This is a genomic window from Dactylosporangium maewongense (assembly GCF_039531485.1).
Classification (GTDB): Bacteria; Actinomycetota; Actinomycetes; order Mycobacteriales; family Micromonosporaceae; genus Dactylosporangium; species Dactylosporangium maewongense.
Window position 1 is genome coordinate 242,916 of record NZ_BAAAQD010000010.1, and the last position, 25,233, is coordinate 268,148.

Here is a 25,233-nt window from a genome sequence, read left to right on the forward strand (position 1 = left end):
GTACACCCCGTGCACGCGACGCCCCCACCGATCTCCTTTCCGGAGGCATCGCATGGAACCATCCCGCAAGCACCGGCGCCGCCGGTGGCCGATCCTGGCCGCCGGTGTCGCCGCCTTCACCGCCGTCGCCGCGATCAGCATGCAGGTCGCGTTCGCCGCGACGCTGTTCAGCGACACGTTCGCTGACGGAAACACCAACGACTGGTCGAAGTCCGGCGGCACCTGGTCGGTCGTCGACGGCGCGATGCAGCAGAGCAGCGCGGGCAGCGAGAACGCCCGCAACTTCGCCGGCAGCACCTCGTGGACCAACTACACGGTCACCGCCCGGGTGAAGCCGCAGTCCCTGGCGTCGAACGGGTTCGTCGGGCTGCTCGCCCGCGCGAAGAGCTCGACGACCTTCTACCGGCTGGCGCTGCTGCCCGGCAACTCGGTGCAGCTGCAGGCCGTCAACAGCGGCTCGGTCACGGTCCTCGGCTCCGCCAGCCGCACGGTCAGCACCGGCAGCTGGTACACCCTCGGCATCACCGTCTCGGGCAGCAGCATCACCGGCAAGGTCGACGGCGCCACCATCGCCACCGGCACCAGCTCGGTGGCGGCGACCGGCCGGATCGGTGTGCAGACCGGCTACGCGTCGGCGTCCTTCGACGACGTGACGGTGACCGACGCCGCCGGACCTGGAACCAGCAACAGCCCCACCACGCCCGTTCCGACGGTCTCCGACACCCCGCCGACGTCGTCGTCCCCGCCGCCGCCCAGCAGCGGCTGGCCGACGAAGACCGGCGACGCGAGCGTCAGCGGCACCATCCCGGTGTCGGGCACGCTCGACGGTGGGATGAAGCGGTACTGCTGCATCGGTGACGGCGGGCAGAGCGAGAGCCAGGACCCGATGTTCGAGCTGGCCAACGGCGCGACCATCAAGAACGTGATCATCGGCGCGCCGGCCGGTGACGGCATCCACTGCCTCGGCACGTGCACGATCCAGAACGTGTGGTGGGAGGACGTGGGCGAGGACGCCGCGACGTTCCTCGGCACGGGCGGCGGCACCAGTTACGTGATCGGCGGCGGCGCGAAGTCGGCCAGCGACAAGGTGTTCCAGCACAACGGCAACGGCACGGTCAACATCTCCGGCTTCTACGTCGAGAACGCCGGCAAGCTGTACCGCGCCTGCGGCAACTGCACGAACTCCTACCAGCGCAACGTCGTGGTCAGCGACATCATCGTGAAGTCCACGAAGGTGATCGCCGGCATCAACACCAACTGGGGCGACACCGCGCGCTTCAGCCGCATCACGGTGGTGGGCGACAGCTCCCACAAGACGATCATCTGCGACAAGTACAAGGGCGTGCCGAAGGGCAGCGAGCCGAGCCACATCGGCAGCGGCCCGGACAGCACCAACTGCCTGTACAACCCGGACACCGACATCATCTGGGCGTGACCGGTCGGCGGAGGGGCCCCGTGCGGGGGCCCCTCCGTCTGGTTATGCGGAGACCTTCTGCCGCTGCGGCACCTGTACCGCGGCCGGTCGTTTGCGTCCGAACCACAGGGCCCGCGCGACGATGCCCGGGGCGAACAGGGCCGGCGGCGCCTGCATCAGGTTCGCCACCTGCAGGAACCGGCGCCCGACCGCAGCGCTGCGGCCCGACGCGGTCTGGATCTTCGCCACGTACGCGTTGAGGAACCGGGTCTTGCCGGTCCGCTCGCCCTGGACCTCCGGGTTGGCGAGGTCCGCGCCGACGGCGATGTCCCACGGCACGTCGACGACCTTCGCCGCCTTCGCGTAGAACCGGCGCGGCAGCCCCGCCCGGCCGGCCCGCAGCGCGTCGCGCAGCTCGATGGCCTCCGCGGCCGCGACGGTCATGCCCTGCCCGTAAGCGGGGTTGAAGGCGCAGATGGCGTCGCCGATCGCGACGAAGCCGTCCGGGAGGCTGTCCATCCGCTCGTACCGCCGCCGCACGCTCGCCGGCAGCCGCATCCGCAGCGGCGGGCCGAGCGGCTCGGCCGTGCTGAGCAGCTCGTGCACCCGCGGGTCGGCCAGCTTCGCGGTGAACTCCGCGTAGGCGTCGGGGTCGGTCGGCGGCGCCTGGCCCGCGCCGACACCGAGCAGCGTCACCATCCACCGGTCGCCGTCCGCGGCGATCGCGACCGCGCCGAACGGGCGGCCGGCGTTGGGGGAGTTGACGACGGCCGCGAAGTCCTCCCGGCCGGGGACCCGGCGGTAGTCGCGGGACACGTAGACCGTGAGGGGGTCGACCCGCTCCTCGGCGGGCCGCTCGAACCCGAGCGCGGCGAGCCACGTCGGGCCGCGGTTGCCGCGCCCGGTCGCGTCGACGACGAGGTCCGCGGCGATGTCGTGCTCGCTGCCGCCGGCCGGCAGGACCTTCGCGCCGGTGACCTTCCGGCCGTCGAAGAGCAGGCCGGTCGCCTCGTGCCCGTCGAGGATCACGACGTTGGGCAGGGCGCGGACCCGGCGGCGGACCCCGGCCTCGATCAGCGGCCGGCTCACGCACAGCCCGGCCAGCCCCGACGCGACCCGGGGCATCGGCCGGTCGCCGGTGACCCACACGCAGTCGCGCATGAGGTCGACCGGGATCGCGCCCTCGGCGGTCAGCTCGGTGACGATGCCGGGGAAGAGCTCCTCGAGCACCTGCCGGCCCCTGGCCAGGAGCCCGTGCGAGTGCTCGCCCTGCGGCACGCCCTTGCGGCCGGCGGCGCCGGCGGGCAGGGTGTCGCGGTCAAAAATGGTGACGTTCGCAAATGATTCGCTCAGGACACGCGCGGCGAGCAGCCCGGCCATACTTGCTCCGAGCACGACGGCATGACCGGACCGGTCCTTGGGTGACAAGGGATCCTCCGGAGATGTGTGGTTGGCTGTGCGCTCACCGTAGCCACGGCGATTCCATCCACGGAAGCCTTCGTCACCGTCCGCAACGGGACAGTGGCCGCGCTCACGACCATGTATCAGCCCGTACGCTGCACGTTCGCCGCCCGCCTGTCGCGCACCTGACCACCGAGAGCATCCGTCGGGGACCCGAACTCACCGCGCGCCTCCGATGCGGGCCGGGACCAGCGGCGGGCCCTCCGGTGCGGACCGGGACCCGCCGCGCCTGCGGTGCGGTCAGAGCAGCCGGCGCAGGGCCGGGGCGAGGAGGCGGGCCATGGGACGGTCGTCGGGCTGGGCCAGCGCCCAGTTCATCGCGCCGAGCATCCGGTGCGGCGGCGGATCCCCGGCGACCGCGGCCATGATCTCCTCGGCGGGGTAGGCGGCAAGCAGCCGCCGGCCTGTCTCGCCGCCGGGGCCGAACGCCGGGATCGGCACGGGCAGGGCACCGAGCCAGTCCAGGATCTCGGTCAGCGTCGCCCCGGCCGGTGGCGCCGGGTCGTCGGGTCCGGTCTCCTCCGGCACCAGGTCGAGCTTGAACGCCAGGGCCATGAAGAAGCCCGAGAGCTGCCCGGGCACGCCCCACCCGACGAGCCGCAGCCGCAATGCGGTCGGGTCGGCGACGTCGAGATGGTTGTGGAAGCGCTCCGCCTCCCAGGCGACGCTGCCGTGGCCGTGCAGGCGGGCCGTGCCGAGCAGCGCGCCGCCGGCGTCGTGCAGGGTCAGGGTGAGGTTGCCGAGGCAGCGGCAGATGCCGCCGGTGTACCGGCCGGTGGTGGTCTCCCGGCGCAGCGCGTCGAGCTCGGCGGGGTCGGTGACGACGGCCAGGACACCGCCGTCGCCTGCAACACCGTCGCCGGTGTCGGACAGGACGCGCACCGATGCGGTGGCGGGCCACACGCCGGCGAGCCAGCCGGTGACCGCCGCGAGCCGCCGCGGTGGCACCACCGTGCCGACGCTGTATTCGCCGTCGGGCAGGTCCGCGGAAGGATCCCACACGAGGCGGGTCCCGTCGCCGACAGCGATGGCAGCGACCAGCCACGTGGGGTGCGGACTGCCGTCGTGGTACTCGTCGTGCCAGGCGAACCGCTCGCGGACCTCAGCGGCGCCGTGGACCACGCCCCGCTCGTCATCGGCGACACCCAGTGCGTCGAGTGCCGCGGCCGGCGGACCGTCGTGCCAGGTGGGGACGGGGGAGTCGGGCGCGGTCACAGCGACGCCGTCAGGGTGGCGATGACGGCGGCGGCGGGGCCGGTGGCCGCCTGGCGGTGCCCGGTGCCGGCCCACAGGTGCACGCGGTCCGTGTCGCCGGCCGCGGCGGCGGCCCTGCGCAGCGGGGCGGTCAGGTGGTGGACCTGCGGGTAGCCGAGGGGCGCGGTCGCGTCGTGCCGGTCGATGAAGCCGTTGCGCAGCGCCCGCGCCGGCCGGCCCGTGAACGCGCGGGTCACCACCGTGCCGTGCGCCGGCCACCCGGAGGCCGACTCCAGGGCGGCCCGGTGCGGGGCGGAGGTGCCGGCCTCGTCGGTGCGCAGCAGGGCCGTGCCGACCATGGTGGCGGTGGCGCCCGCGTGCAGGGCGGCGGCGACGTCCGCGGAGGTCGCGATGCCGCCGGCGGCGACGACCGGCAGGGGCACGGCGGCCCGGACCGCCGCGACCAGGTCGGGCAGCGGCACCGGCCCCGTTGGCGGCGCCGACGGGGACAGGGTCGCCGAGTGGCCGCCCGCCGCGGGCGCCTGCACCACGAGCGCGTCGACGCCCGCCGCCGCGGCCGCGGCGGCCTCCGGCGGGGTGGTGACGGTCTGCAGGACGAGCGTGCCGGCGCGGCGCAGTGCGGCCACCGTGGACGGCGACGGGATGCCGAACGTGAAGCTGACCGCCGGGACCGGGTCGGTCAGCAGCAGGTCGAGCTTCTCCGCCCAGTGGTCGTCGTCGGCGCCGGCCGGCACCGCGGGCGCCAGGTCGTACACGGCGAACTCCGGCGCCAGCTCGTCCGCATACGCCGCCAGGTCCCCGACGGGACCCTCGGGCGGGGCGAAGAGGTTGACGCCGAACCAGCCGCCGCCAGCCCGGACGGCAGCCCGGACGGAGGCGATCCGCGACGCCAGGGCCGCGGGGGTCAGGTAGCCGGCGGCGAGGAACCCGCCGCCGCACGCGGCGAGCAGTGCGGGGGTGCCGGCGCCGCCGGCCATCGGCGCGGCGAGGACCGGCCCGGGAATCGAGGTCACGTGCCAATGTAACAACTTTCGTGACTACCCTCAGTTGTGCAAGTCGTTGCAAGAGCGGATGGTGTTTTTGCATGACCGTTGGTTAGACTGCTGGCGTGGTCACGAGACTGTCGAAGGTCGCGAAGTACGCCGGCGTGAGCGAGGCGACGGTCAGCCGGGTGCTGCACGACAGGCCCGGGATCGCCGCCGCGACCAGGGATTCCGTGCTGACCGCGCTGGACGTGATGGGCTACCAGCGGCCGTTCCGGCACCGCAGCGAGATGGCCCGGCTGGTCGGCATGGTGCTGCCCGACTTGCACAACCCGATCTTCCCCGCTTACGCGGAGGCGATGGCCGGCGCGCTGTTCCGGCAAGGTCTGGTGCCGGTGCTGTGCACCCGGACCTCCGACGGCGTCTCCGAGGCGCACTACATCGAGATGCTGCTGGCCAGGCAGGTCGCGGGCATCGTGTTCGTCGCCGCGAGCTACGCCGACGCCGGGCCCGAGCAGGCCGAGGCGCTGCGGAAGCGCAAGCTGCCGCTGGTGCTGATCAACCCCGCGGACGAGAACCGGGACGTGCCGCGGGTCGGCGTCGACGACGCGATGGCCGTCGACCTGGCCCTGAGTCACCTGCAGAGCCTCGGCCACCAGCGGATCGGCCTGGTCGTCGGGCCCGGCGGGCACGTGCCGTCGGACCGGAAGGTCGCCGAGTTCCTGGCCCGGGTGAAGGGCCCGTCGCGCAAGCTGGTCGCCCGCACGATGTTCTCGATGGAGGGTGGTCAGGCGGCCACGAACGGCCTGCTCGCGCAGGATGCGACCGCGGTCGTGTGCGCCAGCGACGCCCTGGCGCTCGGCGCCATCCGCGCGGCCCGCAAGCAGGGCCTGGACGTGCCCGCCGACCTGTCGGTGATCGGGTTCGACGACTCGGCGTACATGGCCTACACCGACCCGCCGCTGACCACCCTGCGCCAGCCGATCGAGACGATCGGCGCGGCCGCGGTCACGTCGCTGGTGGCCCAGATCGACGGGCGCAAGGTCGCCCTCGACGAGCAGCTCTACGACCCGGAGCTCATCGTCCGCGACTCCACCGGGCCGGTGAAAAACCGGGTCTGACCTGCGGGAACAGCTACATTTGCAAGACTACGCAAGCGAAGTGGCGAGTTCTTGCATTGGATTGCAAGAAGCTATGGACTTTCTGATGTCCATGGCCCTACTCTCGTCTCCACGCGCCGGTGACAACGGCGCGGACCTCACACGTCGTGAGCGCATCGCGAGCGAGCGCGCCGCCAGCGCGTCGCGTCGCACGTGCGCCGCCAGCGCGTCGTGAGCGAGCAGCCACACCCCCTCGGGCCCGCCGCCCGCTCGTGGAGAGAGAGGCACCATGAAGCGCGTCGCCATAGCCGCCGCCCTGGCAGCATCACTATTTTTGACTGCATGCGGTGACAAGTCGGACGAGACGGAGGCGGCCGGCGGGCCGGTGACGATCACCGTCAACGGCATGCCCGCCGCCACCGACGAGTACAACCGGGCCAACTTCGAGAAGGACGTCAAGGACTTCGAGGCGAAGCACCCCAACATCAAGATCGACGCCAAAGAGGGTCAGATGGACCCGAAGACGTTCAGCGCCAAGCTCGCCGGTGGCCAGCTCGAGGACGTCTTCTACGTCTACTTCACCGACCCGCAGAACCTCATCGCGAAGAAGCAGGTCTCCGACATCACGCCGTACCTGGGCGAGGTGCCGGCGATCAAGGACGTCCGCCCCGTCCTGATGCAGGTCTTCAGCGACGCCAAGGGCAAGGTGTACGGGCTCCCGTCGGCCAACTACTCCCTCGGCCTGATCTACAACCGCACCCTGTTCCAGCAGGCCGGGCTCGACCCCGACAAGCCGCCGGCGACCTGGGCCGACGTCCGCGAGGCCGCCAGGAAGATCACCGCGCTCGGCAACGGCATCACCGGCTACGGCGACTTCAGCAAGAACAACACCGGCGGCTGGCACTTCACCGCCGAGCTGTACTCCGTCGGCGGCGACGTCGCGGTCAAGGACGGCGAGACCTGGAAGGCCGGCTTCAACAACGCCCAGGGCAAGCAGGTGCTGCAGCAGCTCAAGGACATGCGGTTCACGGACAAGTCGATGGCCGAGAAGCAGGCCCTCGAGTACGCCGACCTGCTGACCCACATGGCCTCCGGCAAGCTCGGCATGATGATCGGCGGCACCGGCGACCTGCCCAACATCGTCAACCAGTACAAGGGCAAGTACGAGGACTACGGCCTCGGCGTCATCCCCGACGGCAAGGCCACCCTCGGCGGCGGCGACGGCTACATGTTCAAGGCCGGCCTCTCGCCCGCGAAGATCAAGGCCGGCCTGCAATGGCTCGCGTTCCGCAAGCTCGACCCCGACCGGGTCGACGCCGACAAGGCCCTCGACAAGGAGAAGAACCAGCCGGTCGGCATCCCGGAGCCCAACATCTGGACCGGCGCGTCGGAGCAGAAGCTCATCGCCGCCAACACCAAGTACGCCAACGTCCCGGCCGCGAACTACAAGCCGTTCAACGCGGCCAGCTCCGGCGTCCCGCTGAAGGTCGAGCCGCCGAACGCGCAGCAGCTCTACGCCGTGCTCGACACCGCGATGCTGAAGGTCCTCACCGACCCGAACGCCAACATCGACCAGCTGCTCAAGGACGCCGAGACCCAGGCCAACCAGATCCTGGCGACAGTCAAGTAACGATGGCGACGATCACCCCGGTCCGTCCCGCGCCGCCTGTGAACAAGGCGCGGGACGGGCGGATCAAGCGCAGGATCGCCGACAACGCCACCGCGTACACGTTCCTGGCGGCGGGTCTGCTCTGCTTCGGCCTGTTCAGCTGGTGGCCGCTCATCAAGGGCATCATCCTCGCCTTCCAGCAGGACAACTTCGTCACCGAGCCGGAGTGGGTCGGCCTGAGCAACTTCCAGGCCGTGCTCGACGACCCGCTGTTCTGGACCGCGTGGAAGAACACGCTGTTCTTCACCGCCCTGGCGCTGGTGTTCGGCTACCTGGTCCCGTTCGCGGTGGCGATCGTCGTCCACGAGCTGCGCCACCTGAAGGGGTTCTTCCGCTTCGCCGTCTACCTGCCGGTGATGCTGCCCCCGATCGTCACGGTCATCCTGTGGCAGTACTTCTACGACCCCGGCAACGGGCTGTTCAACGCCGCCCTGTCGGCGCTGCACCTGCCCACCTCCGGATGGACGCAGTCACCCCGGATGGTGATGGTGTCGCTGGTACTGGTGAGCACCTGGGCCAACATGGGCGGCGCGACCATCATGTACCTCGCCGGCCTCGCCAGCATCCCGGGCGATCTCTACGAGGCCGCGGAGCTCGACGGCGCCGGCGTCTGGAAACGGATCCGGCACGTGACCCTGCCGCAGATGCGCTTCCTCCTGCTGGTCCTGCTCCTGCTGCAGATCGTCGCGACGATGCAGGTGTTCATCGAGCCCTACCAGCTGACGGGCACCACCAACCCCGACTCCATCACGGTGATGGTGCTCATCTACCGCTACGCGTTCACCGTCAACAACGACTTCGGCATGGCCGCCGCGATGAGCGTGCTGCTGTTCGTCGTGCTGGGCGCGTTCTCCGCCGTGTACCTGCGACTCACCCGGAAGTCCTGATGCGTTCTCTCGTCTCCGACAGCGAGCTGCGCCGCCACCCGGTGCTGTACCGGGTCGTGCTGCTCTCCCTCGCGGTGCTGTTCGTCGTGGTGTTCGTGTTCCCGCTGTACTGGATGGTCACCGGCGCCGTGAAGACGCCGGTGGAGCTGGCCCAGCCGGTGCCGACGGTCGTCCCGCACAGCTGGCACCCGGAGACGTACCTCGACGCGTGGCGGAAGCTCGACATCGGCCGCTACCTGCTCAACACGGCGTTCTACGCGCTCGGCGGCTGGCTCTTCCAGCTGATCGTCGACGTCGCCGCCGCGTACGCGCTGTCGAAGCTGCGCCCGCGCTTCGGCAAGCTGATCCTCGGCGGGATGCTGGCGAGCCTGATGCTGCCGGCGGCGGCGCTGCTCGTGCCGAGCTACCTGACCGTCGCCGACGTGCCGCTGCTGCACGTCAACCTGCTCAACACCCCGTGGGCGCTGTGGCTGCCCGGCGCGGCCAACGCGTTCAACATCTACGTCCTGAAGCGCTTCTTCGACCAGATCCCCGACGAGCTGCTCGACTCCGCCGGCATCGACGGCGCCGGGCGGCTGCGCATGCTCTGGCACGTGGTGCTGCCACTGTCCCGCCCGGTCCTCGCCGTGGTCTCGATCTTCGCGGTCATCGGCGCCTGGAAGGACTTCCTGTGGCCGCTGCTGGTGCTGCAGGACCCCGGCAGCCAGACGATCAGCGTCGCGCTGAGCCGGCTGGCGTTCAACGGCTACGTGACCCCCAACGAGATGTTCGCCGGCCTGGCCATCGCCAGCATCCCGATGGTGGTCGTGTTCGCCGTCTTCCAACGCAGCATCTTGAGCGGCCTGTCCGCGGGCGCGCTCAAAGGCTGAAATAACACACCCCTCACCACAAGGAGATCGGTTCGATGCTCCGACGATCCCGCCTGCTCGCGATCGGGGCCGCCACCCTGGTCGCGGCAGCCTCCATCACCCTCGCCGCCACGATGCGTGCCGAGGCCGCCACCACCACCTACCAGGCCGAGTCCGCCACCCTCAGCGGCGGCGCGGCCGTCGCGACCGACCACAGTGGATACACCGGCTCCGGGTTCGTGGCCGGCTATGTCGACGGCAACCAGGGCAACGCCCGCACCACGTTCAGCGTCGGCGTCTCCGGTACGGCGCAGCGCACGCTCACCCTCCGCTACGCCAACGGCACGGGCTCCGCCAAGACCCTGTCGCTGTACGTCAACGGCACCCGCGTCACCCAGGTGAGCCTCAACGCGACCGCCAACTGGGACAGCTGGGGCACCCGCGTCGACACGGTGTCGCTGAACAACGGCACCAACTCCGTCGCGTACCGGTTCGACAGCACCGACTCCGGCAACGTCAACCTCGACAGTCTCGTCGTCGCCGACATCCCGGCGCCGCCGGCCGGCACCTACGAGGCCGAGTCGGCGGCCCTGTCCGGCGGCACGACCGTCGCGACCGACCACAGTGGATACTCCGGCACCGGGTTCGTCGGCGGCTACACAGACGGCAACAAAGGCAGCGCCGCGACCACCTTCAGCGTCAGCCGGTCCGGTGCGGGCTCGTCGTCGCTGACCCTGCGCTACGCCAACGGCACAGGGTCGGCGATGACGCTCTCCCTGTACGTCAACGGCTCCCGTCTCACCCAGGTCTCGCTGCCCGCGACCGCCAACTGGGACATTTGGGGCACCCGAGCCGACACGGTGACCCTGAACAACGGGACCAACAGCGTCGCGTACCGCTTCGACGGCACCGACTCCGGCAACGTCAACCTCGACAACCTCGTCGTGGCGAGCGTCGCCACGTCGCCGACCCCGTCGACGTCCACCCCACCGGCGTCCGGCGGGGCGGAGCTGGAGACCGCGTTCCTGTCCGGCGGAGCCACCACGGCGACCTCGATCGGCGGGTACACCGGCACCGGCTACGCGACGGGCTTCACCGCCGTGGGTGCCCGGGTCATCCGTACCGTCAACGTCACCGACGCCGGCAACGCGGCCACCACCCTCCGGTACACCAACAGCACCGGCGGCACGAAGACGCTGTCCACCTACGCCAACGGCGTGAAGGTCGGCCAGATCTCGCTGACCGCAGGCAGCGGCTGGCTCACCGCGGCGCAGACCCTGCCGCTGCGGGCCGGTCTCAACCTGATCGGCTACCAGTACGACAGCGGCGACTCCGGCAACGTCGCCCTCGACAACGTCGCCGTCGCCGGCTCGACCGCCCTCGCCGCGCGCGGCGCGACCGTCGCGTACACCGAGTACGAGGCGGAGAACGGCAGCGGCAACGGGGTTGTGCTCGGCCCCGACCGTGCCTATCTGACCGTCGCCGCGGAGGCGTCCGGCCGCCGGGCGGTCCGCCTCGACAACGCCGGCAAGTACGTGCAGTTCACGCTGACGAAGCCGACCAACTCCCTGGTCGTGCGGGCGTCGGTGCCCGACAACGCGGCCGGGACCGGCACCAGCGCCAACCTCGCCGTCTACGCCGGCGGCGCGAAGGTCAAGGACCTGCCGGTCAGCTCCACCTACAGCTGGGTGTACGGCGCCTACCCGTACAACAACAACCCCGCGGGCGGGGAGGCGCACCGCTTCTTCGACGAGTTCCGCACCACGCTGCCCAGCTACCCGGCCGGCACCGTGCTGAAGCTGCAGAACGACGGCGTCACCCCGATCACGGTCGACCTCGTCGACACCGAGGTCGTCGCGCCGGCGCTGGCCGCGCCGTCGAACTCGCTGTCCATCGTGGACTACGGCGCGGTCTCCGGCGGCGGCGACGACACCGGCGCGTTCAACTCGGCGGTCGCCGCGGCCAGGTCGCAGGGCAGGACGCTGTGGCTGCCGGCCGGCACCTGGGACATCACGTCCCGGATCAACGTCGAGAACGTCACCGTCCGCGGCGCCGGCATGTGGCACACCACGGTCCGCGGCGCGAACGGCAAGGGCGGCTTCTTCGCCACCGGGCCGCGTGTCCAGCTCGCCGACTTCACGATCGCCGGGGACGTCCGGTACCGCGACGACACCAACTTCGACGCGGCCCTGGAAGGCAACTTCGGCACCGGCTCGCTGCTGCACAACCTGTGGATCGAGCACACGAAGGTCGGCCTGTGGGCGTCCAGCGGCACCGACGGCCTGTACGTCGCCGGGCTGCGCATCCGTGACACGTTCGCCGACGGCGTCAACCTCAACGGGGACCTGCGCAACACCCGCGTCGACCAGAGCGTCCTGCGCAACACCGGCGACGACGCGCTCGCCATGTGGTCCAACAGCGCCCCGGTCACCAACAGCGCGTTCACGTTCAACACCGCGCAGCTGCCGATGCTCGCCAACACCGCCGCCATCTACGGTGGCAACGGCAACCGGATCGAGGACAACCTGTTCTCCGACACGGTCTACGCCTCCTCCGGCATCGCGGTCAGCACGTGGCACGGCGCGCAGCCGTTCGCCGGCACCACGAGCGTGCAGCGCAACACGCTGACGCGCACCGGCGGGTACGAGCGCAACTGGGGCTCCTCGATCGGCGCCCTGTGGTTCTACGCCGAGGCCCGCGACATCACGGGAACGTTCACCGTCAAGGACGTCGACATCCTCGACAGCTCCTACCAGGGCCTGCTCATGACGTGGCAGCGCACCATCTCGGGCATCACGTTCGACCACGTCAGGATCGCCGGCGCCGGCACGTACGGCATCGAGATCTCGGCGGCGGGCAGCGCGACCTTCAACTACGTCACGGTGTCCGGCGCCGCCTCGGGCGGCCTCCTGAACAACACCGGCTACACGCTCGTGCGTGGCCCCGGAAACTCCGGCTTCTAACGCAGTCACCAGCTTCGGTGCGGCAGCGCCGCAGGCCGGCCGGGGGGCCCACCCCGGAGCCCCCCATGCGACGCTGCCGCGCCGCACTACAAGCAAACCGATCAACCGACAAGAGAAAGCGGGGACCTCCAGTGTCCACAGCAGACACCCGATGGTGGCGCGACGCGGCCATCTACCAGATCTACCCCCGGTCCTTCGCCGACCACAACGGCGACGGCGTGGGCGACCTGGCCGGGGTCCGGGCCCGCCTCGGGTATCTGCGGGACCTGGGGGTCGACGCGATCTGGTTCAGCCCGTGGTTCCCGTCCCCGATGGCGGACGCCGGCTACGACGTCGCGGACTACCGTGACATCGACCCGGCGTTCGGCACCCTGGACGAGGCCACGGCGCTGATCGGTGAGGCGCACGCCCTCGGCATCCGGATCATCATCGACGTCGTGCCCAACCACACGTCCGTCGCGCACGCCTGGTTCCAGCGGGCACTCGTGGACCCGTCCTACCGGGACCGCTTCTGGTTCCGCGACGGCCGGGGTGACCTGCCCCCGAATGACTGGGGCTCCATCTTCGGCGGGCCCGCCTGGACGCAGGTCGCCGACGGGCAGTGGTACCTGCACATGTTCGACGCCGGCCAGCCCGACTTCAACTGGGACAACCCGATCGTCCGCGAGGAGTTCGAGGACATCCTGCGGTTCTGGTTCGACCGCGGCGTCGACGGCATCCGCATCGACTCCGCCGCGATGGTCGCCAAGGACCCGGCGCTGCCCGACTTCGACCCCGCGTCGCCGCCGGACCCGCACCCGTGGAACGACCGCGACGAGATCCACGACATCTACCGCGCCTGGCGCCGCGTCGCCGACAGCTACCCCGGCGGCCGCGCCCTCATCGGCGAGGTCTGGCTCGCCGACCCGCACCGCTTCGCGCAGTACCTGCGCCCGGACGAGCTGCACGCCGCGTTCAACTTCGACTTCCTCGGCTGCCCGTGGGACGGCAAGGCGCTGCGCCGCTGCGTCGACGAGACCCTCGACGCGCACGCCGCCGTCGGCGCGCCCGCCACCTGGGTGCTGTCCAACCACGACGTGACCCGCCACGTGACCCGCTACGGCCGGGCCGAGACCGGCTTCGAGCACCACCTGCGGCAGACCCGGCACCTCGCCCCGACCGACCTGGCCCTCGGCACCCGCCGGGCCCGCGCCGCCGCGCTGCTCACCCTGGCGCTGCCCGGCTCCGTCTACGTCTACCAGGGCGAGGAGCTCGGCCTGCCCGAGGTCGAGGACCTGCCGGCCGCGGCCCGCCAGGACCCGATCTTCGCCCGCACCGGCGGCGCCGACCCGGGCCGCGACGGCTGCCGCGTCCCGCTGCCGTGGTCGTCCCCACCGGCCGCGCCCGGCTGGCTCCCGCAGCCCGCCGGCTGGGCCGCGTACACCGTCGAGCGGCAGTCGTCCGACCCGTCGTCGATGCTCAGCCTGTACCGGCGGGCCCTCGCCGTCCGGCGCGCGGAGCCCGGCCTCGGCGACGGCCCGATGGCGTGGCTGGACGCCCCGGCGGACGTGCTCGCCTTCACCCGCGAGGGCGGCTTCGCCTGCGTCGTCAACCTCTCCCAGACCCCGGCGCCGCTGCCACCCGGCACGGTCCTGCTCGCCAGCGGCCCCCTCGACGGCGACCTGCTGCCCCCGGACACGTCGGTCTGGCTGCGACTGTGACCCTTCCTGACGGCCGCCGCCGCGCGGCTGTGACGCTTCCCGATGTCGCCGCCGCGCGGCTGTGACGCTTCCCGGCGTCGCCGCCGCGCGGGTGTGACGCTTCCCGGCGTCGCCGGCGCGCGGGGGTGACCTGGACGTGCGCCGTCGCGCGGCGGTGACCTTGGCGGGCGCCGCCGCACCGGTGGCGCCCGTAGGACGGTCGGCCAGGAGCGCAGCTGCCGCAGCTCGTCGTGCGTCGGCCCGGCTACTTCCGCGACGTGGCCCTACGCAGGCTGGACGAGGCGGGCGGGCAGGCCGGACTCGGCGACGGCCGCTCGCAGGGCGTCGGGGTCGCCGCCGTCGACGCCGAGGGCGGCGGCTCGGGGGTACGGACGGACCCTGGCGCCCGCGTCCTCCAGGGCGAGGACCAGGCCCAGCACGCGGCCCTCGACGTCGCCGGTGAGCAGGACCCGGCGCTCGTGGGACTGGGAGCCGCCGCGGCCCTCGAAGGCGTCCTGGAGCACGGCGGCGGTGGAGCGGGTCATCGTGCGGGTGGTGTTCACGCCCGGCGGGGCGGGGGAGTAGACAGGCCAGTAGGCGTGGCGCTCGCCGCGGCGGGGGCGGCGCGGGTGGCGGGCGCAGTGCCGCAGGAAGCCGGCGAGGTCGGTGACGTGGTGGGCGCGGGCCTCCGCGACCAGCACCGCCCAGGTGAACCCGCCGACGAGGCCCCACGCGGCGCCGTCGAGCTGGCGGGCGCGGGACCAGGCGCGGACCGCGGTGAGCAGCGACCGGAACGCGGGGTCCGCGGCGGGCAGCGCGTCGGCGTCGCGGATCGCGAGCACCGCCCGCAGGTCGGCGTCGTCGAGGGACCCGAGGTCGAGGTCCGACAGCGGGTCGACGGTGACCCGCTGCACGTCGACGCCGACGTCGGCGACCGTCGCACGGACGACGGGGACGACGGTGCCGGCGAGCCTGGCGCCCGGCAGGAGATCGGCGAGGTCGGCGAGGGCGCCGGTGGTCTGCCAGACGAGGTCCAGGTCGGTCGACGGGCCGCCGACGCCGAGCCGCACCGACCCGGCGACGTGCAGCCGCCCGCCCGGGTCGACGGCCGCGCAGGCCTCGGCGACCGCGTCGAGGGCGACCTGGTGCGAGGGCGACGGCAGGGCGCTCCACGCCGGCATGGGCGCCGCCGAGGGGGAGGGCGCGGGGGCTGGCGCAGGTCCTAAGGGCACGCTGCGCCGGACCTCGAAGGGTTCGTCGCCGCGCCGGCTGATCAGGTCGACCGCCGACACCGTGAACTCGACCGGGTGCCACGCCGCCTGCCAGCGCTCCACAGTGGACGCCACGTCGGGCCCGGTGAGCTTCGCGACCGTCAGGTGCGGCGTGAACCCGCCACGGCTGTCCTGCTCGGCGCAGCCCGGGAACCGTCGCGCCAGCGCCGCCTGCAGCTCCAGCAGGGGCTCGGCCGGGTCGGGCGCCAGCCACACCGTGGTGCTGCCGCGGTGCGCGAACGTGCGGAACCGCGACAGGCGGATCCGCAGCGGCCCGAGGCCGGCGACCGCCTCGCGCACCGCCCGCTCGGCCTCGGCGAACGAGGCGTCGGGGACGAAGCCGTACACCAGGTTGATGTGCGGCATCCAGCGCCGGAACGACGGGTCGTGCGCCGCACGGATCGCCTGCAGCGGCGCCCACACGGCGGGCGGCGGGCGCAGTACCAGCGCCGACGTGTGCACGGAAGCGGCGGTGACCACAGTGGACGGTGCCGCGTCCTGCAGCAGCGCGGTGACGCCGAAGTGGTCGGAGACGAACCGTTCGCCGTCGAACGGCCGGTCGCCGAACCGCTCCACGGCGAGGGGGACGAGCCCGCCCGGGGTGCCGGAGCGGATCAGGATCCGGTCCAGGCGCAGCGACCGCCCGGTGCGGGACGCGACCGCGGCGAGGGGGTTGACGGCGGGGTCGAACGTGAAGCCGGCGTCGTGCGGGTGCAGCGCCCGCCACGCGTCGGTGTAGCCGGCGACGTCGGGGCGGGTGTCGTCGCCGAAGTTGACGTCGGCGAGGAGGACGGCGCCGCCGAGGTCGCCGCGGGAGAGCCGCTCGTCGATGATGCGCAGCTGGTGCTCCCGGCGCTGCTCCGCCCCGGCGGTGTGGTCACTGGTCAGGTGCGCGGCGACGAAACCGACCTGACGGCCGTTGAGGCCGACCTTGCCGACGATGGTCCGCTTGTACGTGCTGAGCCGGTGCACCTCGATCGTCATCGGCCACCGCGACAGCAGCACCGTGCCGTAGCCGGCGTCCGGGTCCGGGCCGGCGGAGACGTGGTAGCCGGCGCGGACCCACTCGGCGTTCAGCAGCGCCTCCCACAGCGCCGCGGTGACCTCGTGCAGCGCGACGACGTCGGCGTCGAGGCCGGCCAGGAGCTCGACGCACGCGGGGATGCGCAGCAGCGGGTAGGTGAGGTCGCGGTCGTACGCGTCGGAGAGCACGTTGAACGTGGCCACCTGCAGCGCGTCGGCCCGCACGTCGCCGGCGGGCCCGGCGGGGACCCACGCGCCGGTGGACGGGTCGAACCGCAGGCACGCGGACGCGTCGAACGCCACCTGCCGGCGCGGCCCAGCGGCGGGCACGGCGGCGGGCCCAGCGGCGGGCCCTGCGGCAGCGGCGGGCACGGTGGACAGGTCCTCGGCGGGCGTGTCGCCGGTGCCGAAGACGAGGTCGATCCGCGCCTGCCGGTCCCAGACGACGCGGTTGCCGGCTTTCACGTACCGCACCCGGTGCCACGGCACGTCCCCGCCGGCGACGAACAGGGACAGCGGCGTCTCCCTGACCCCGGCGCCCCGCTCCTCGTAGCCGACCACGAACCGTGTCGCGTCGAGGGTCGCGTCGAACCGGATCCGGGACACGACATCCTGGACGGGGCGCAGGCCCGCGGTGCCACGCCCCTTCGCCATGCCCGGATCGTAGGCGCCGCCGGCAACCACCGGCCACCGGTTAACCGACCCGTCGGCGACGAGCGCGGCCCGCAGCCCGTCCGGCTGGCCCCCGTTCGGGCGTGCGTCCAGGCCGCTCAGCCGAGCCGGACCTCGACCGCCACCGTTGTGGCGGCCGGGGTCGCCGGGGTGGTGCGGGCGTCCGGGAACAGACGGCCCAGCAGCCGCAGCATCGGGGTGTTGGCCGTGAGCACGTCCGCCTCGACGACGCGGTAGTCGAGGGCCTCCGCGACGGTCACCAGGTGCCGCAGCAGCGTCCGGCCGACGCCGCGGCCCTGCGCCGCGTCGACGACCTCGACGGCGACCCCGGCCCGGTCCGGCCCGGTCGCGACGAGATGACCGAGCCCCTCGGCGACCCACCCGGCGGGCCCGATCCGCTCGGCGACGAGCGTGATCCTGCGCCGGCCGTCCACAGCGGACAGTGCGGCCCGGTTCGCCGGGGTCAGGCTGGTCATCGCCGTGTGGTACCGCAGATACCTGGACCGCACCGACAGGCCGTCGAAGACGTCCTGCAGCACGTCGACCTCCCCGCGGGCGAGGGGCCTGACCCGCAGGCGTCTGGCATCGGGGAGCGGAGTCACGTCGGGCATGCCCCCAGCATCGCGACCCGGACCGGTCCGGTGGATCCGTAGAACTACCGGCACCCGCCGGTAACCATGTGTCGGAAAGCCGCCCGGCCGCGATAGCATCCGCCGTGGACTCGGTGCTGGCGCGGGCCGTCGCGGCCCTGCACGTCGACGGTGACCTGCGCACCGCCCGGGCCCTCTTCGAGCAGGCATGGCAGGAGTCCCCGGGCGACCCGGAGGCCGCCCTCGGCCTCGCCGGCCTGTGGGTCCACGAGCACCGCGACGCCGCCGCTGCCGCCCTCCTCGACCACCGTCTCACCCAGGCCCTCGCGCTGGCCCGGGCCGGTGCGCCGGGGCCGCTGCGGCTGCGGCTGGAGGCGCGGGTCGCCGCGGAGGCCGGCTACCGCGACGGCGACCCGGACGCGGTCCTCGCCGTCGCGGACGCGGCGCGGGCGCTCGGCGACCCGGTCGCGCTCGCCGAGGCGCTCAGCCTCGCCCACCACTGCCTGCTCGCGCCAGGGCAGGCCGCGACCCGGCAGCGCCTCGCGCGGGAGCTGCTCGGCGTCGCCGCCGGCACGGGCCGCCGCGGTGACCTGCTCATGGGCATGCTGTGGCACACGGTCGACCTGTTCCTCGCCGGTGACCTGCTGGCCGAGCGGCGGCTGACCGCGCTCACCGACGCGCTCGGCGAGCGTGACCACCTCGCGGTCGGGTACGTCGCCGCCGCCGTCCGGGTCATGCTCACCATCCGCGCCGGCCGGCTCGACCACGCCGAGTGGCTCGCCGCGGCCTGCGCCGACCGGGGGCGGGAGGCCGGCGACGAGGACACCGAGGGCTGGCACGGCGGGCAGCTCATGGCGATCCGCTGGTTCCAGGGCAGGATCGCGGAGCTGCTGCCGATGTTCGGCGACCTCGCCCACGCCGCGACGCTCAGCGCCATCGACCGGTCGCCCCTGGCCGGGCTCGCCGTCGCCGCGGCCGCCGCCGGTGACCGGGCCCGCGCCGCCGCCGTCCTCGCCCGGCTCCGCGGCGACGGGCTCGCGGCGCTCCCCCGCGGCAGCAGCTGGCTCGTCACCCTGTACGGCGTCGTCGAGGCCGCGAACCTGCTCGGCGACGCCGGTCTCGCCGCCGAGGCGGCCGGGCTGCTCGCCCCGCACGCCCGGCTGCCGATGACCGCGAGCCTCGCGATCGCCTGCTTCGGCGCCACCGAGCACGCCCTGGGCGTCGCCGCGCTCACCACCGGCGACGCGGACGCGGCCGTCGCGCACCTCCGGGTCGCGCTGCGCGACAACCAGGCGCTCGGGCACCGTCCCGCCGCGCTGCACACGCGCCGCCGGCTCGCGGAGGCGCTGCTGCGCCGCGACCTGCCCGGCGACGCCGACGACGCCCGCGAGCAGCTGGACACCGCCGCCGCGGAGGCCGCCGACCTCGACGTCGCGCCCGCCGGCGACGAGATCCTCGGCCGTGACGCCGAGCGCGCGCGGCTGCTGCAGCTCGCGTCGGAGGCCCGCGACGGGCACAGCCGCGGCGTCGTCGTGCGCGGCGCGCCCGGCATCGGCAAGACCACCCTCCTGGACGATCTCGCCGTCTCCGCGCACGGTTTCCATGTCGTACGGGCGGCCGGCGTCGAATTCGAGGCAGACCTGCCGTTCGCGGCGCTCGCGGCGCTCACCCGCCCGCTGCTCGCGCTGCTGGACCAGCTGCCACCCCCGCAGGCCGCCGCGCTGCGAGCGGCGTTCGGGCTCGCCGACGACGCCGGGCCCACGACCGTGATGGTCGAGCGCTTCGCGGTCGGTGCCGCGACGCTGTCGCTGCTGGCCGCCGCCGCCGACGAACGCCCCCTGCTGTGCCTCGTCGACGACGCCCACTGGCTCGACCACTCGTCGGCGCAGGCGCTGCTGTTCGCGACCCGCAGGCTCCTCGCCGAGCGGGTCCTCATCGTGTACGCGACCCGGCCCGGCACCGGGTTCACCGCCCCGGGCACCGCCACCGTCGAGCTCGGCGGCCTGGACGGCGAGGCCGGTGCCGCGTTGCTGCGCCGCTGTGGGATCGGCTCCGCCGCAGTCGCCGAACGGATCCTCACCGCCACCGAAGGCAACCCCCTCGCGCTGCGCGAGCTCGCCGACGCCCTGTCCGACGACCAGCGGGCCGGCCGCAGCCCGCTGACGGAGCCGCTGCCGACGACGGACCGGATCGAGCGCGCGTTCACCGACCGGGTCGCCGCCCTCGCCGCCGGCGAGCAGGTCGCGCTGCTCGTCTGCGCGGCCGCCGGCACCGGCACCCCGGCGCTGCTCGCGCGGGCCCTCGCCGGGCTCGGCCTGCGGCCGTCGGCCCTGGACGCCGCGATCCGCGCCGGCCTGCTGGCCGAGACCGGCGACACGGTCCGCTTCCGCCACCCGCTGGTCCGCTCCGCCGTCTACCACCGGGCGCTGCCCGGCCAGCGCCGCGACGTCCACGCCGCGCTCGCCGGCGCGTGCGTCACCGCCGACGACGCCGACCGCCGCGCCTGGCACCTCTCGCTGTCCCTGGCCGGCCCCGACGACGCCGTCGCCGACGCCCTCGCCGAGACCGCGGGCCGGGCCCGCCGCCGCGGCGGCCTGGTCGCCGAGGCCACCGCGCTGGAGCGGGCCGCCGCCTTCACGGTCGACGCGGAGCCGCGCGGGGAGCGGCTCGCGAACGCCGCCCGCGCCTGGGTGAGCATCGGCGCCGTCGAGCACGCTGTCGCCCTCCTCGACGACGCGCTGCCCCTCGCCACCGGCGCCCACGGCCGCCTGGAGGTCCTGTCCGCCCGCGCCTACCTGGCCATGCTCCGCGGCGACGCCGAGGACGCCTTCGCCGCGATCGCCGCCGAGGTCGACCGCCTCGGCGCCGACCTCCCTCCAGACCTGGCGCTGCGGGCGGCGCGGACGCTGAGCCTCGCCATGAACGGGCCGAATCGCCGCCTCGACGTCGACGGGATGCTGCGGGTCTCCACCCGGGCCGCCGCCATCGCCGGCGACGTGGTGCCGCACCCGGACCTGCCGAAGATCTCGATCCGGCTGGCCCACTCCGGGGTCCTCGCCGCGCGGCCGGAGGAGGCGCTGCTCGCCCGCCGCTGCGTCGCCGCCTGCCTCCGCCACGCCGACGGCTCGGCGGCGGAGCTGGGGGAGGTGATCGGGTGGCTGGAGGACCACGGCACGGCGGCCCGGCTGTTCGACCACGACGTGGAAGGGGCGCGGCGGCTCGACGACGTGTCGCTGCTCGCGTACACGCTGCCGTTGCGGGCCAGGCTCAGGCTCCGGGCCGGGCGGGTCGCGGCCGCGTACGCCGACGCGCTCGAAGGCGTGGAGCTCGCCGAGACGATGGGCCTGCCGGTCAACACCGCCGAGGCGCTCACCGCCCTCGCCCAGGTCGAGGCCGTCGTCGGCCGGCACGACGACTGCGCCGGGCACGCGGCCGCCGCGCTCGCCCTCGCCCCCGGCCACCTGGCCGTGGAGGCCCACGCCAGGGCGGCGCTCGGCGTCGCCGCCCTCACCGCCGGCCGCCACGACGCCGCGGTCGCCGAGCTCGGCCGCGCCGACGACCTGCTGCGCGCCGGTGGGGTCGTGGAGCCCGCGTTCCTGCCGGTCGCCGCGGACCTCGCGGAGGCCCTGGTGAAGACCGGCCAGGCCCGCGCCGCGCACCTCGTCGCCGACCGGCTCGCCGCCGCGGCCGGGCTGCGGCGCCTGCCGGGCCTGACGGCGGTCGCGGCCAGGGTCTCGGCCCTCCTCGCCGACGACAGCGCCGCGTACGAGTCCGCCCTGGTCGCCTTCGACACCACCGTCCCGCCACCCGGCGCCACGCCGGATGCCGCCCCGGGGTTCGCGGTCGGCGGGCTGCTGCCGGTGGAGCTGGGGCGCACGCACCTCGCCTACGGGCAGTGGCTGCGGCGGGCGCGCCGCCGCGGGCCGGCCCGGGAGCAGCTGACCCGGGCGCTGGAGCTGTTCGCCGCGGCGGGCGCGGACGCGTTCGCCGAGCTGGCCCGCGCCGAGCTGGCCCCCTCCAGCACCCGCGCCACCGCTTCCGGGCCGGCCGCGGCCGCCGGCGCGCCCGCCGGGACCGAGCAGCTCACACCGCACGAGTGGCGGATCGCGTACGCCGCGGCCGAAGGGCGGACCAGCCGGGAGATCGCCGACCGGATAGTGCTGTCGGTCCGCACCGTCGACTACCACCTCGGCAACGTGTACCGGAAACTCGGCATCCGCTCCCGCCGCGAACTGATCCAGCTCCTCGGCGGTGCCGCCGTCAGCCCACCGCCACGGTGAGGCCGCGCCGCGCTGTTACGGTTTCGGGGTGCGGAGCGTGTGGAAGGTCGTGCTGCGGGACCTCCGCACGTTCCTGATCGGCCCCGACCCGCCGGTGCGCCCCCGGACCCGGCTCGGCAGGTCCCTGCCGACGATCGGGGTCGTCGTCGCGATCCTGTGCGGGCTCGCCAGCTACGAGTACCTGCGCGGCAACGGCCCGCACGTCGGCTCCCTGTTCCTCGCCCTCGACGCCGCCCTCATCGTCGCCCCGATCGGGCTCGTCGCGACCCGGCCGCTGCTCGCGTGGCGGGTCGCGTGGCTCGTCGCCGTGTACACGTACCTGGCCGTCGACATCGACCAGGGCACCCCGTGGCCGTGGTCGCCGGTGCAGATGTTGTCGTATCCGGTGCTGCTCGCCGTCGTCGCGGTCCGGCACCGCCGCGGCGTCCTGGTCTGGGTCGGGCTGTCCGCGACGCTGCTCGTGGTCGGGACCGTCAGGTCCCAGAACATCGCCGGGCTGCTGCTCGCCGTCACCGCGATCCTCGTCATCGGCGACCAGGTCCGCCGCCGCCGGGAGGTGCAGGCCGCGCTCGCCCAGGAGGAGGAGCGCACCGAGCTCGCCCAGGCCCGCCGCGCCGTCGCCGAGGAGCGCAACCGGATCGCCCGCGAGATGCACGACGTCGTCGCCCACCACATGTCGCTCATCGCCGTGCGCGCCGAGACCGCCGTGTACCGCATCGACGGCGTCCCACCGGCGGTCGCCGAGGAGCTCGCCGCGATCGCCGGCACCTCCCGCGAGGCGCTGGTCGAGATGCGCCGCCTGCTCGGCGTGCTGCGCAGCACCGAGACGCCGCTCGTGGAGCCGCAGCCCGTCCTCGACGACCTCACCCGCCTCGTCCACGACGCCCGCGAGGCCGGCGTCGACGTCACGTTCGACCCGCTGCCGGGCGCGACGGTGCCGCCCGCGGTCGGGCTGGCCGCCTTCCGCATCGCCCAGGAGGCCCTCAGCAACGCCCGCCGCCACGCCGCCGGCGCGCCCGTCCACATCGCCCTCACCCTCGGCCCGTCGGCACTGGACCTGTCCGTGCGGAACACCGCCGGCGACCCGTCCTCCGGCGCGCCTTCCGGCGCGGGCTCCGGTGACGCTGGTGACGCGGGGGACGCGGGCGGGGAGCGGCACGGGCTGCTCGGCATGCGGGAGCGGGCCACCGCGATCGGCGGCACGTTCGAGGCCGGCCCCGACGCCGCCGGCGGCTACACCGTCCACGCCACCCTTCCCCTGGAGGTCACGCCGTGATCCGGGTCATGATCGTCGACGACCAGGCGATGGTCCGGCAGGGGTTCGCCGCCCTGCTCGCAGCCCAGACCGACCTCGTCGTCGTCGGCGACGCCCCCGACGGCGCCCAGGCCGTCACGATGGCCCGCGAGCACGCGCCCGACGTCGTCCTCATGGACATCCGCATGCCCGTCCTCGACGGCATCGAGGCCACCCGCCGCATCCTCGCCACCGCCCCCGGCACGCACCGCCCGAAGGTGGTCATCCTCACCACGTTCGACCTCGACGACTACGTCTTCGAGGCGCTGCGCGCCGGCGCGTCCGGCTTCCTGCTGAAGGACGCCCCCGCGGCGGAGCTCGTCAACGCCGTCCGGGTCGTCGCCGCCGGCGACGGCCTGCTCGCCCCGTCCGTGACCCGGCGGCTCATCGAGCAGTTCGCGGCCCGCCCGAAGCGCACCGGCCAGGAGCCCGGCCGGCTCGCCGCCCTCACTCCCCGCGAGACGGAGGTGCTGCGGCTCGTCGCCCGCGGCCGCTCCAACGCGGAGATCGCCGAGGACCTCGTCGTCGCCGAGCAGACCGTGAAGACCCACGTCAGCCGCGTCCTCACGAAGCTCGACCTCCGCGACCGCGCCCAGGCCGTCGTCTTCGCCTACGAGACCGGCCTCGTCAGCGCCGGGGCGTAGGGTCGTCCCCGTAGTACCGGGGTACTACCCCCGGACGCCCGGCAGATGGTCCCGCAGAGTGACGATCCGCCCGTAGCCCCGCACCTACCTTCGGCTGCATGCTTCGCAGGTTGTTCGCGCTGCCGCTGATCGCGGTGCTCTGGTCGGTGTTCGGCCCCACGCAGGCCACCGACCTGCCGCCCGTCGGCGTCCACAGCGCCCGCTTCGCGAACGGCCTCGCCGTCGAGGTCGTCGGCGACCCCTCGACCGCCGCGACGGTCGTCGTCCTGGTCCCGGGCGTGGCCACCACCGCCACCAACTTCGACCGCGGCCTCGGCGGCGTCCAGCGCCGCGCCCCCGCCTGGCAGGCCAGACAGCTCGCCACCCGCGCCGCCGACCTGCACCAACCTCCGTCCGCTGCTTCGCCTGCCGCTTCGACCGCCGCAGGGTCGGTGTCGCCCGGGCCTTCGTCCGGCGCTTCGCCAGCGGGTTCGTCTGTTGCTTCGCCCGCCGCCGGGTCGGTGTCGCCCGGGCGCTCGGCCGCCACTTCCGGGGCGGCGGCGTCCGCGGGGCGGCGGGGCGGGGTCGCGGTGATCGCCTGGCTCGGGTACCACCCGCCGGGCGGAGTCCGGCTCGACGCGGTCCGGGAGGATGCCGCGGCGAGCGGGGCGGACGCGCTGCTGCGGTTCCTCCGGGACGTGGACGCGCCGCGGATCGTGCTCGTCGGGCACAGCTACGGCTCCACCGTCATCGGCCTGGCGGCGGCGCGCCTCGACGCGGGGACCGGCGGCAGGGTCACCGACATCGTGGCGCTCGGCAGCCCCGGCATGGGCGTCGACCGGGCCGCCGACCTGCGCACCACCGCCCGCGTCTGGGCCGGGACCGCGCCGGGCGACTGGACCCGCCGCCTGCCCGGGCTCCGCATCCTCGGCGCAGGGCACGGCACGCACCCGACGGACCCCGCGTTCGGGGCGACCCCGCTGCCCGTCGAAGGCGTCACCGGTCATGACGGCTACTTCGTCCCCGGCACCGCCTCCCTGGACGCCCTCGCCGCCCTCGCGAACGGAGACCTCGATGCCGCCGCCCGCCACTCCTGACGCCCGCCACTCACAGCGATCGCGGGCGGAGACCTGGGTGCCGCCCGGCTCGCCTGATGCCCGGCCCTCGCAGCGATCGCGGGCGGAGACCTGGGTGCCGCCCGGCTCGCCTGATGCCCAGCCCTCACAGCGACCGCGGACGGAGACTCGGGTGCCGCCCGGCA

At 73.9% G+C, this 25,233-nt stretch carries 16 protein-coding genes; 11 read left to right on the top strand and 5 right to left on the bottom strand.

The window, feature by feature from the left end; genetic code table 11:
* Positions 1–52 precede the first annotated feature (52 nt).
* Complete coding sequence (locus ABD332_RS25585) at positions 53–1,435, top strand: pectate lyase (RefSeq protein ID WP_344504641.1); 1,383 nt, start codon at positions 53–55, stop codon at positions 1,433–1,435.
* Between the two features lie 42 nt (positions 1,436–1,477).
* Here ABD332_RS25585 and ABD332_RS25590 read toward each other — a convergent pair whose 3' ends face one another.
* The 3 genes from ABD332_RS25590 to ABD332_RS25600 form a co-directional block, all read right to left on the bottom strand.
* Positions 1,478–2,809, bottom strand: coding sequence for an FAD-dependent oxidoreductase (locus ABD332_RS25590; RefSeq protein WP_344504642.1), 1,332 nt, complete (start codon positions 2,807–2,809; stop codon positions 1,478–1,480).
* A gap of 306 nt (positions 2,810–3,115) precedes the next feature.
* The gene (locus ABD332_RS25595; protein ID WP_344504643.1) at positions 3,116–4,090 is read right to left on the bottom strand and encodes a hypothetical protein; all 975 of its coding nucleotides are present in this window, start codon (positions 4,088–4,090) and stop codon (positions 3,116–3,118) included.
* Positions 4,087–5,103 (bottom strand): nitronate monooxygenase, encoded by a 1,017-nt coding sequence (locus tag ABD332_RS25600; RefSeq protein WP_344504644.1) that lies wholly within the window; start codon positions 5,101–5,103, stop codon positions 4,087–4,089. Before ABD332_RS25600 ends, ABD332_RS25595 begins: the two co-directional genes overlap by 4 nt.
* A gap of 95 nt (positions 5,104–5,198) precedes the next feature.
* On the opposite strand from ABD332_RS25600, the gene ABD332_RS25605 reads away from it, so the two are divergent.
* From ABD332_RS25605 to ABD332_RS25630, 6 genes are all read left to right on the top strand, one after another.
* Positions 5,199–6,194 (top strand): LacI family DNA-binding transcriptional regulator, encoded by a 996-nt coding sequence (locus ABD332_RS25605; protein ID WP_344504645.1) that lies wholly within the window; start codon positions 5,199–5,201, stop codon positions 6,192–6,194.
* A 268-nt stretch (positions 6,195–6,462) separates the two neighbouring features.
* Positions 6,463–7,803, top strand: a complete 1,341-nt coding sequence (locus ABD332_RS25610) for an ABC transporter substrate-binding protein (protein ID WP_344504647.1) — start codon at positions 6,463–6,465, stop codon at positions 7,801–7,803.
* Positions 7,804–7,805: 2 nt separating this feature from the next.
* Positions 7,806–8,729 carry a carbohydrate ABC transporter permease gene (locus tag ABD332_RS25615; protein WP_344504648.1) on the top strand — a complete coding sequence of 308 codons (924 nt, stop codon included), beginning with the start codon at positions 7,806–7,808 and terminating at the stop codon, positions 8,727–8,729.
* Entirely contained in the window at positions 8,729–9,598 is an 870-nt protein-coding gene (locus ABD332_RS25620; protein WP_344504649.1) for a carbohydrate ABC transporter permease, read from the top strand. Before ABD332_RS25615 ends, ABD332_RS25620 begins: the two co-directional genes overlap by 1 nt.
* A gap of 35 nt (positions 9,599–9,633) precedes the next feature.
* Positions 9,634–12,540, top strand: coding sequence for a CBM35 domain-containing protein (locus ABD332_RS25625; protein WP_344504650.1), 2,907 nt, complete (start codon positions 9,634–9,636; stop codon positions 12,538–12,540).
* 131 nt (positions 12,541–12,671) lie between these two features.
* On the top strand, positions 12,672–14,240 hold the full coding sequence (locus ABD332_RS25630; RefSeq protein WP_344504651.1) for a glycoside hydrolase family 13 protein: 1,569 nt from the start codon (positions 12,672–12,674) through the stop codon (positions 14,238–14,240).
* Positions 14,241–14,503: 263 nt separating this feature from the next.
* On the opposite strand, the gene ABD332_RS25635 is transcribed toward ABD332_RS25630, so the two are convergent.
* Together ABD332_RS25635 and ABD332_RS25640 are read right to left on the bottom strand one after the other, a co-directional pair.
* Positions 14,504–17,167: an RNA repair domain-containing protein gene (locus ABD332_RS25635; protein WP_344504652.1), complete on the bottom strand. Its 2,664-nt coding sequence runs from the start codon at positions 17,165–17,167 to the stop codon at positions 14,504–14,506.
* 116 nt (positions 17,168–17,283) lie between these two features.
* Entirely contained in the window at positions 17,284–17,796 is a 513-nt protein-coding gene (locus ABD332_RS25640) for a GNAT family N-acetyltransferase (protein WP_344504653.1), read from the bottom strand.
* 104 nt (positions 17,797–17,900) lie between these two features.
* Here ABD332_RS25640 and ABD332_RS25645 point away from each other — a divergent pair, with 104 nt between their 5' ends.
* From ABD332_RS25645 to ABD332_RS25660, 4 genes are all read left to right on the top strand, one after another.
* Complete coding sequence (locus ABD332_RS25645) at positions 17,901–22,055, top strand: helix-turn-helix transcriptional regulator (RefSeq protein ID WP_344504654.1); 4,155 nt, start codon at positions 17,901–17,903, stop codon at positions 22,053–22,055.
* A 28-nt stretch (positions 22,056–22,083) separates the two neighbouring features.
* Entirely contained in the window at positions 22,084–23,331 is a 1,248-nt protein-coding gene (locus tag ABD332_RS25650) for a sensor histidine kinase (RefSeq protein ID WP_344504655.1), read from the top strand.
* Entirely contained in the window at positions 23,328–23,993 is a 666-nt protein-coding gene (locus ABD332_RS25655) for a response regulator (RefSeq protein WP_344504656.1), read from the top strand. The genes ABD332_RS25650 and ABD332_RS25655 overlap by 4 nt, the downstream gene beginning before the upstream one ends.
* A gap of 98 nt (positions 23,994–24,091) precedes the next feature.
* Positions 24,092–25,069: an alpha/beta hydrolase gene (locus tag ABD332_RS25660; RefSeq protein WP_344504657.1), complete on the top strand. Its 978-nt coding sequence runs from the start codon at positions 24,092–24,094 to the stop codon at positions 25,067–25,069.
* The last annotated feature ends 164 nt before the right edge of the window (positions 25,070–25,233 follow it).